This window comes from Flavobacterium sp. UBA6135 (assembly GCF_002428305.1).
GTDB lineage: Bacteria > Bacteroidota > Bacteroidia > Flavobacteriales > Flavobacteriaceae > Flavobacterium.
This window is the reverse complement of the sequence record NZ_DIVJ01000002.1, coordinates 1-10,670: the sequence shown is the minus strand read 5'-3', so window position 1 is coordinate 10,670 and position 10,670 is coordinate 1. Positions and strand designations below refer to the sequence as shown.

Below are 10,670 nucleotides of genomic sequence, written 5' to 3'. Positions count from 1 at the left end.
GGATTTGTTTTGGGTACCACCCCCAATACCACATATACTATTACCTTAATCAATTCAAACGGCTTGACAGCGTCAGCGGGTAATCCAATAACAGGCAGTGGTTTTACTGCTACAGAGTTAACAGATGATGCTTGGACTAATACTTCAAATATAGCTGTTGATGTTATTTATACCATTGAGCCTGTCAGTGCTAATGGCTGTTCGGGTCAACCCTTTACCCTTACTGTAACTGTTAATCCTGAGCCTATTGTGGCTGACCAAACATTTACCATTTGTAGTGATGCCAACTTAGGGATTTCGTTTCCAAACGGTACTTCGGTTGCAGCAGCTACTTATAACATTACCGCAATCAATTCGAACGGATTAACTGCTTCTGCCGGAAATCCAATTACAGGAACAGAATTTTCAGCTAATGTAATATCGGATGATGCATGGACCAATACAACACCGGTTGCTGTAAATGTAGTTTACAGCGTTATTCCCGTGAGTGCGAATGGTTGTCTTGGAGAGCCTTTTACCTTAACGGTAGTGGTTAATCCGGAACCTATTGTAATAAATCAAACGGGGACTATCTGTAGTGATATCCCAAATGGTATTGTTTTGGGTAATGATATCGATGGTCCTGCTGCGGTTACCTATAACATTCTATCGATTAATGCTAACGGACTTACTGCTTTTGCAGGAAATCCGGGTATAGGAGTTGGTTTTGTAGCTAATGAAATTTCGGATGATGCATGGACTAATACGACTCCTTCGGCTGTAGATGTTATTTATACTGTTGTTCCTGTTAGTGCAGAGGGATGTTTAGGTGATTCATTTACCGTTACTGTTACTGTTGAATCAGAATCACCTGTAGAAGATATTTCTCTAACGATATGTAGTAGAGAGAATAGTGAAATCATTATATCAACAAGTGCAAATACAACATTAACCATCTTAAATATTGACTCTTCAGGATTGATAAATAATTCAGGAAATCCTCAAATAGGTTCTGGATTTAGTATAGATGTATTAGCTGATGATTCATGGATTAATCCTACTACCTCAATTATTGATGTTATCTATAATATACTTCCAGTCTCTTCCGCCGGTTGTTTAGGTGATCCATTTACTGTGATATTATCAATTAGGCCTGAGCCTATAATAGAAAACCAATCCGTTTTCAGATGTGATCAAGAATCACTAAATATTATTTTAGGAGATGACATTGATGGTCCATCAGCAATCAGTTATACTATAACCAATATAATTTCTAATGGACTTATAGCTGTATCAGGAAATCCTGAAATTGGCAGTGGCTTTAGTTCAAATGAACTAGCTGATGACATTTGGTCTAATACAAATTTAAATCCGTTAGATGTAATTTATTATATCGAACCAGTAACACAAGATGGTTGTAGAGGTGTTATTTTTACAGTTACAGCAACAATTAATCCTCAGATAAATATTAGCGTGACAACAACACCAATCACATGTTATGGAGCTAATGATGCCTCTATAACACTAACTGTTTCAGGAGGCTCTCCCGGTTATCAAGCACAATGGGATAATTTAGCAACAGGTTTTTTTCAAAACAATTTAAGTGCAGGTAATTATCAAATAATTGTGACAGACAGTGTTGGTTGTTCAAAATCAGTAAATGTTGTAATTCCCGAAGCACCTGTTTTTATGGTAAATCCGATTGTGAGCCAGATTACTTGCTTTGGTGCCAACAATGGCAGTATTAATTTAAATCTAACGGGAGGTATTCCACCCGTTACGCTACAATGGAGTGATGGAAGTACTGCGGGATTAATCAGAAACAATTTGCCTCCGGGTACTTATACCGCTACCATAGCTGACGGAACGCCTTGTTTTATTGTTCGTACTTTCACAATCATTGAACCACAAGCGTTAGTAATTTCAGCAGCGTTGACACAACCTATAGATTGCTTAAATGCAGCAAGTGGTGCAATTAATTTGATTGTCTCAGGTGGTACACCTCCTTTTTCATACCAATGGTCAAATGGAACCACAACGGAAGACTTAGTAGGTGTCGTGGCAGGAAATTACGGAGTAACTGTTACAGATGCAAATGGATGTACAAAATCAGGTCAGTTTACGCTCATCAGACCAAATCCTTTAGCAGTAACAGTAAACACCCAAACGGATGCAAATTGTGAAACCCGTGAAGTAATTCAATATTTTATTGCTCAAGGTACAGGAGGCGTCCCGCCCTATAGCTACCAATGGTCAAGCGGAAATGTAAGTGGGGCTAACAATCAAATCATGCAAACCAATCTCAATGGAATGGTTATACTAACTGTTACAGACGCATTAGGGTGTTCGATAGAATTTAACGTCAATGTAGAAAATCCAGTTATTGGCAACCCAAATATAGAAACGGAATCTTTTGGCTACTTGACTTATGGTATTTACTCAATCAATGACCCAATCCAATTTTATGGAAATGTAACCGGCGACTATTTAAATGTCGTTTGGGATTTTGGAGACGGTACTTTCTCAAACGAATTGAATCCAATTCATACTTATACATTAGAGCGAGAATATATTGTAACCATGACAGTCACTTATCCTTTCGGTTGTGTTTACGTTTTAACCATTTCATTACTCGTAGAAAAAGGATACTTATTAGTAATTCCTTCTGCTTTTACACCAAATAATGACGGGTTAAATGACACGTTCCGACCCGTTACCAAATACCTGAAAAACGTAAGAATCGATGTATACGATTCCTGGGGGTCAATGATTTTTTCTGAAAGTGGTGAAGTGTTGGTAGGATGGGATGGAATGATAAAAGGTATAAATGCAGAAAACGGTAATTATTACAGTGTGATAACCGCTGAAACATTTTATGGTGCTATAATTCAACAAAATCAAACTTTTGTTCTCATTAAATAATATTCCTATGCTACGAAAGTTTGTGTTATTGGTTACCGTTTTATGCAGCTTTTATGCAAAAGCTCAAGATCCTATTTTTACGCAATTTTATCTGATTCCTGAAACACTTAACCCTGCCTTTACAGGAATTTCCAATACTTGGAGTGCCGGATTAGTACATCGAAGACAATGGCCCAACGGCAACACTAAGATTGACACGCAGTTTGCCTATGCCAACAACTTAGTTAGCGATGAAATCGGATTGGGTATAACGGTGCTAAATCACAATGAAGTTTTTACCAATTACAATTATTTCAAATTTAATGGCACCTTTTCTTATATTGTGGAATTGGACTACGAATGGAGATTAAGATTGGGTCTGGAAGCCGGTTTTGGCCGAAAGGATTTCAACTTTAATAATTTGTTGTTGGAGGACCAGATAAATACCAACACAGGAGCAATAAGTCCGGGGAGTATAGATCCAGGTGTTATAGATTACAGTAATAAAATTAATTTTTTTGATACATCAGCCGGTTTTGTTTTTGACCGTGAAGATGCTTGGATTGGTGTTGCAGTAAGACACCTCAACAGACCCGATATATCCTTTCGGGAAAATGGAAATGTGCCTTTAAACCTGTTTTTAACAGTTCATGGAGGCTATTATTTTGAATTTCTGAATTCCCCAACGAGTTTAATCCCCGAAGGATCTAATTTCCTACTTACTGCCAATTACATGCGACAGTCACAATACAACAGACTAGATATTGGAGGTATCTTGGAAACAGAAGTATATGGTATAGGAATCTTATTAGCAACCAACCCGGAAGGAAGAAGTTCAGAAAGCCATCTTTTAACTTCTATCAATCCCGTTATGTCCGTAAAATTTGGAGAGTTTACTTTTGGATACTCCCACGATTTTAACACCTCCAAATTCAGAAGAAATCAAGGCACACATGAGTTAACGCTGATTTGGCAATCAGGAAGACAATGCAGTAGGTGTAATAATTATAAAGTCAAGTTTAGAAGAGGAGCATCCGGATATCAGAGGACATGGGGGTGATAGATATCATTTTTAGTCTTTGTTCTAGAATTAAAAAACTGTTTTTTGTATAACGCTTAAACAAGCAAAAATCATTGATTGCAAAAATTTTAAAATACCTTTTAACTTCAATCAATTTCTTAGGAATTGTGATGCTTCGTTTCTCAAAAATACTTTTGAGAAAAAGAAAGAACATTGAAGTTGTTTACCTCAACTACTCAGACAGACACCTCTTTGAATCAAGTTTCATCATACTAAACTATAGTTTTAAAAATGCACTTTGGTATCGATTTGGAAAACACAGAACTATAGACGAGGACATCAAAATCTTTAATCTTAAAAACTTTGAAAAAGAATTTGATTTAGTGGTTTATGGCTTCTTTAGAAAAAAAGTATTCCGCTTAAAATTTGAACCTACGAATATATTGAAAACTGATAAATTCAAAACTCAGTTTAACCATTTGACAAGTGATTTGGAAATAAAAACCTCACCTAATTTCTATCGTTTACCACTCCTTTTAAAATTATATGAATTAAAAACAAACAACGTGGCTATAGTTTTACAACATCAAAAAATAGAATTGAAAACCAATAAATATAACCAAACTGATTTTATATGAAAAGAGATTACTATGAGTCACCCAAAGCAGGTTGGCTAATGAAACAAATGTGGACAGCGGCCGGTGGTGACCGTTATCTTTTAGAACGTGCAACTTATTCTGACCAAATTAAATACATGTGTTTGGGAGGAATTGTTTTTGCAACAGGAGCAATGGCAGGAATTGCAGGAGGGTATGCCTATTATACCATATTCGAACCCAGAAGCTCTGCTATTGAGAATCCGGTTGATATGGGAGTTGTAATGACTGCTGTTGTATTTGGGATTCTTTGGGGTTTAATGATTTTCAACATTGATCGATTTATAGTAACGAGTACAGGCAAAGGTGACGGAACAGAAGAAATCACTTGGCTTGAATTCAAAGGAGCTATTCCGCGTATTTTGATGGGTGCAATCATCGCCATCACAATTTCTAAGCCTGTTGAAATCAGAATGTTTAAGACGGAAATTGATGCAAAACTTTATGAAAAACAGCTTGAATTACAAAAAGAATTCGAAAAAAGAACAACAGCAAATTTTGAAGAAAGACTTAAAATTGTTGAAGCTGATTTAGGTCAAATAGCAAATGAAAGAAAAGAAATAATTGATAGAATTAAAATAGCAGAAAAAGAATATACAGATCAACTACAAGGTAGAGCTGGAGCACCAGCCGGTGACGGCAAGCTTTCACAAGCATTAAAACAGCAGTTGAATTCATTAAAAAGTGATTTAGATAGGTTTGATCAAATAAATAGTGAAAAGTTAAAAGAATCAGAAACCAAAAGAAAACAATTATTAGCAGACAAGGATATTGCTCTTTCAAAAAACGTAAAAGTTGCTGAAGGTTTAGATGGTCTTTTAGAAAGAATAAAGTTAGCCCACGAAGTAGCAGGTTTTTGGATAACATTATTCATCACATTACTTTTTATGGCTATTGAATTAACCCCTGTTTTTTTTAAATTAATGCTTATCAAATCCCCTTATGATTATTTAGCTGAGAATCGTGATGAATTAATTAAAGCAGAAAAAGGCATTGAAATACAATATGACTTTTATACCGACAAAGAAGGTGTCGAAAGACATTTAGTTATAAATCACGAAGCACATCGAATGATTTATGAGAAGAAAAAAGTGACTGAAATTCAGAAAGAATTGACCGATTATGCTATTGAAAAGTATAAAGAACGGGAAAAGAAAAAAATTGATGACAATTTAGATGACTTTATCAAAACCATCTAAAAGATGAATAAAGCAGTTAATCAATTGCGTTTATTTTTGTGCACTTTTTCGGGCGAAGATGATATCATTATCAAAAAGTGCCCGAAAGAGATACAACTGTCTTTTGCATTCATTGGCTTATTTGTGATTCTAATTTTTATAGGTTGTTTTGTTAGTGCAACAACTTTTACCTATTCATTATTTGATGAAAACCCAATGATAAGCACGCCATTTGGAATTTTTTGGGCTTTTATGATTATTATTATATACTTACTGTTACTGTATACCATTACACCACCTATATTGCCCAACAACTACAAAAACAAAAAAAGAAAACTTGTAGTAACAAAAGTAAATAGCAACAATCGCTTTTTGACACTTTCAATGCTCTTAAGAATGGGATTCATTCTCTTATTAGCAATCATCATTGCCCAACCTTTAAACGTCTATTTTCTTTCAAAAAGCACAGAGACCTCCATTGAGAAGTTTAAACAAGAACAAAAAGCACGAATGATCATTGTATCAGACAGCTTGTTAATTCAAAATGAAGTTACACTAAGTAAAGATTTTGAACACAAAATTAATCTCAAGGTCAAAAGAGGCAATGAAAATCAAATGAAACTAGAAAAACAAGCAATCGATTTGAAAATTTCAGCGGATTCTATTTTTGTAAAAAATGCTTTTAGCTTGTTAGATTCTATAAACAAAATGGATAAGCTTTCCATTTTACCAAAGAAACTAAAAATAACAAGGGATAGTTTAGTTACAGAACTCTCTTCTTTGGTTGAAAAAGAAATTGAAAGCGATTACCAATTTAAAATTGATGTAGAAAGAATTACTTGTTCGGATAAGAGTTTAAAAGAAGATTTTGAGGTATATAAAAACAATCTTGTTAAAGTAATTGACTCAAAAATTGAAAACTATCAAAAACTTGATGCCTTGTTAGATAAGAGCAATTTCTATTTGCAAAAAATCGCTGTACTTCTCAAAGAGAATCCTATATCTTGGATAATAACAATGGCAGTATGTTTACTTTTTTTATTGCCAATATATTTAAAATTTATTGTCAGAAATAAAACAGGATTTTATGATAAAAAGGAAATGATTGAGAAAAGATTAGTAATTGACGCTTATAATGAATTCAAAAACCACTATTCTAAAATTCTTAGTGCAAAAGTTGCTGAATACAATAAAAAACACAAAGCAGAGATACACCAATCACTTTTAAAAATAAAAGATTTTAAACCAAAAAGATTTAAGCAATTGTTATTAGAAATTAATGAAGAATACAGAGATGAACCAGTGAGCAAGTATGAACATTGGGCAGATTGTCCTTTTAAAACTCAGAAGAAACTCAATGAAAGCTCAATTTCTAATGATGAAAAAGCATTATTAAAACTGCTTTATCCAAATTCAGAAGATTAAATGAAGTTCGAAATCAAAATTACAGAAATTGACAGAGTTCCATTCGTTAATGAAGAGGGTAATGACTGTATTCGAATAATTAAAAAAATTGAAACACCTAGACAAACATTTATTAAAGGAAATATTTCAGGAAAATACAGAGGCAATTTGTTGTCTTTGTCCGACCAATTTTATAATACTGCTTTTTATGATTTTGAGATTTATGAAGCTATTGTAGAAAATGCAGTTACTCAAAAGAATACTCCTTTTCAAGATTGTAATGAAAATGAATTTCCTAGAGAAAAACTACCTGAAATATTAAAAGTAACAATTGTCCAATTTGGAAAATATTTCGGTATTAATATACTTGAACCAAGATTATGTCAATTTAATTCAAATAGAAAATTACATCAAATAGAAGGGAATGAAATTTTCGGAACATTTGAAGGAATAATTTCTGGTTATATTTTAGACTATGAAGAAGAAATAATTGAAGAAATTGACAACTTACCTAAAAAGGGTGTAGTTATAAAAGACCCAAAACCTTCTTGCGAACCAAATGGAATTCTAACCGGAAAAACAGAAAAAAAAGGTAATTATGTCAGAAAACAATACTATTGCAAGCATCATAATGACACCGTATGGGGCAAGTGGGAATTTATTGATGAGCCCATAGGACAAAAATTTGATTCTAATGGCTGTCTTTCAAGTGTAGTCAGTTCATTGGGATTAATTCTTGGACTAATTTTTCTTTTCTTTATCCTTCCCGGTTTAATGTACGTGCTGCCAATTGTATTATTTTTTATTCTACTTCATTTGCTTGCACCTTACTTAAAATGCATTCTTAGAATTATAAGTATTGTATTGTTGATCGCATTTATCTCCTCAATTATTAACTCTTTCAATCGTAGTTCTAATTTTGTTCCAAAACCACCATTGGCAGTAAACGAACCAAGAGAGCAAGAAGTTATAGAGGAATTTAAAGAAGACATTAAAAACCCGGAACTTCCTAAAGACACATTATTTAAAAAATATAGATATTGGAAAGACTATGATGGAAACGAATACGAAGGAGAATACACATTGCTGGCTAGTGCAATTAGGAAATCTAGCAGCAATAAAAATTACTTGCGTTTATCCAACTCAAATGAAAGAGGTTATGATGAAATGCTTTATAGGCTAAAGGAAAATGACAAAACAAGTTTAGATGGTGTTTATAAACTATTTGATAGTATTGGTGATTCTAATAAAATGAATCAAACTCAATTTGCAAACATGGTTGTAAGTTTTGTTCAAGACATGCCTTATGTACTAATTCTAGACAATGCTTGTAATGCTAATTTATACTCTGATAGATTTATAAAACAATACCTTAAAAGTTCAGAATCAAAATGTGTCGGATTTCAACGTTTTGGCATCAATACACCTCTGGAATTTCTGTACTCTACCGATGGCGACTGCGATACAAGAACACTTTTGCTTTACACAATATTTGCCCATTACAATTATGATGTTGCAGTAATGAGTAGCGAACAATATGGTCACTCAATTTTAGGAATAAACCTTCCAATTAAGGGAGTTGCTTATAAATATCAAAACCAACGCTATGTGCTATGGGAAACGACAGCATACAATGCAAAACCGGGCTTACTACCTAACGAAATATCAAATTTAAATTATTGGAGAATCTCACTTAAATCAAATTAAACATGAATAAGCAAAGTCTATTTTTTACATTTTTAGTTGCAATTGTTTCAATTGTAATTATGTTTCAGTTAATTCAATTTTTAGCTAAACGAAAAAATATCAAATCAGAAAATCAAGAGAAACTTTCATTAACATACACTATTTGGTTTTGCTCTCTATTGATTTCATTTTCACTGTATTTGAAAATTGCACTTCAACAAATTGAAAACGCTATTGAATATATTATTTATTCTGATGAAGTTCAAAATGCTTTCTTAGCTGTTATGGAAAAAATTGCAGTTTTTACAGGATTCACATTTGTTGCAACATTTTTAGTCTATTACATAGTAAACTTTACAACTAAAATTACCTTCACAAATCGAATCGAAAGTCACGAAATTGAAAACGAAAACTACGGGTATTTTCTTTTGAAAGGTATAGCAATGATTACTTTTGTTTTAATAACACTTCCGGTTTTTGAACATTTTCTGATGTGGTTTTTACCTAGGATTGAAACACCTTTTTACAAATAATAACCATGCAACAAACCCAAGAAAAACTATCCTTCCTCAACATACTCATATTTGTTTTATCACTCTATGTTTTAGGAGCATTATTGATTGACACCTTATGGAAACTTCCCGAGGAAACCTCTCGATTACTAAACCATATTGACAATGGTATTTGTGTCGTTTTTCTATTTGATTTTGTAACACGGTTTAGCAAAGCAAAAAACAAACTCCTGTTTATGAAATGGGGATGGATAGATCTACTTTCAAGTATTCCAGCTGTTAATTTTTTACGAGTCGGCCGTCTTTTTAGATTAATTCGTATCTTTAGAATCCTGCGAGCGTTTAGGTCAACCAAACAAATTGTAACCCATATATTTAAAAATAGAGCCCAAGGAACTTTTACTTCCGTCTCTGTAATTGCCATTTTATTAATACTTTTTTCTGCAATAGCTATTTTACAAGTTGAAAAAGCTCCGGACAGCAATATCAAAACAGCAGAAGATGCCTTATGGTGGGCCTATGTAACCATTACTACGGTAGGCTATGGTTACAAATTCCCAATTACAAGCGAAGGAAGACTAATAGCAGTTGGCCTAATGACCGGTGGCGTTGGCCTCTTCGGTACCTTTACGGCTTTCGCATCCAGTTGGTTTCTTGCAGACAAACAAGAAAGCATTTAAGTTTACATTCCTATGATATTAAAATTATTTCTTTTGTTGTTTGCTTTCGGTGTAAACGCCCAACCCACACTCCTCTCCTGGAACCTCCAAAACCTGGGAGAAAGTAAATCCGACAGCACCCTACGCTTCATCGCCTCACAAATCAAAGACTACCACATCGTAGCCCCAGCTCCAAGAAGTCTACTTAATGCCCCGCTGCTCTTCGAAGTCTCACGACTTCGAAGCAAATATACACCCCGCTCTTCGAAGTCTCCCGACTCCCAGCTCCACGAAGTCTGCTTATTCCCACATCGCTCTTCGACGGTCTCCCGACCTCGAAGCAAATTAATAATTTCAAATGAATTGATCGGGTACCCCCGATGCTCTATGTATTTTCTATTACTTCTTTAAGCCAACATTCAAACTGAAAACCAAATAACGATACTCGTCCTGATTTTGCTCCCTTTAGGGTTGGGGCAAACAAAATCAGGCAGTACTTAAAACCAAATAACCAAATCCGCGTTAATCCGAAGCATCAGTTTAAATCCGTGGCAAAAAATACCGCCTCACAAATCTTTTTATGTGACCCGATGCTCTAGGTATTCTATTACTTCTTTCATCCCACTTTCAAACTGAAAACCAAATAACTATAAACGTCCTGATTTTGCTTCTGC

Annotated in this window: 8 protein-coding genes; all 8 read left to right on the top strand. The window is 34.2% G+C overall.

Annotated features, from left to right (window positions below):
• The coding region (locus B3L86_RS00260) for a PKD-like domain-containing protein (protein WP_291113663.1) at positions 1 to 2,901 on the top strand (2,901 nt) is incomplete at its 5' end.
• A gap of 7 nt (positions 2,902 to 2,908) precedes the next feature.
• Positions 2,909 to 3,940 carry a PorP/SprF family type IX secretion system membrane protein gene (locus tag B3L86_RS00255; protein ID WP_291113660.1) on the top strand — a complete coding sequence of 344 codons (1,032 nt, stop codon included), beginning with the start codon at positions 2,909 to 2,911 and terminating at the stop codon, positions 3,938 to 3,940.
• Between the two features lie 74 nt (positions 3,941 to 4,014).
• Complete coding sequence (locus B3L86_RS00250) at positions 4,015 to 4,539, top strand: hypothetical protein (RefSeq protein WP_291113657.1); 525 nt, start codon at positions 4,015 to 4,017, stop codon at positions 4,537 to 4,539.
• Positions 4,536 to 5,756, top strand: coding sequence for a DUF4407 domain-containing protein (locus tag B3L86_RS00245; RefSeq protein ID WP_291113653.1), 1,221 nt, complete (start codon positions 4,536 to 4,538; stop codon positions 5,754 to 5,756). Before B3L86_RS00250 ends, B3L86_RS00245 begins: the two co-directional genes overlap by 4 nt.
• 3 nt (positions 5,757 to 5,759) lie before the next feature.
• A complete protein-coding gene (locus B3L86_RS00240) occupies positions 5,760 to 7,160 on the top strand; it encodes a DUF4407 domain-containing protein (RefSeq protein ID WP_291113650.1) in 1,401 nt (466 codons plus the stop codon).
• Positions 7,161 to 8,846, top strand: coding sequence for a hypothetical protein (locus tag B3L86_RS00235; protein ID WP_291113648.1), 1,686 nt, complete (start codon positions 7,161 to 7,163; stop codon positions 8,844 to 8,846). It begins immediately after the preceding gene.
• 2 nt (positions 8,847 to 8,848) lie between these two features.
• Positions 8,849 to 9,358: a hypothetical protein gene (locus B3L86_RS00230; RefSeq protein ID WP_291113645.1), complete on the top strand. Its 510-nt coding sequence runs from the start codon at positions 8,849 to 8,851 to the stop codon at positions 9,356 to 9,358.
• 5 nt (positions 9,359 to 9,363) lie between these two features.
• Positions 9,364 to 10,017, top strand: a complete 654-nt coding sequence (locus B3L86_RS00225; protein ID WP_291113642.1) for an ion transporter — start codon at positions 9,364 to 9,366, stop codon at positions 10,015 to 10,017.
• Positions 10,018 to 10,670 lie beyond the last annotated feature (653 nt).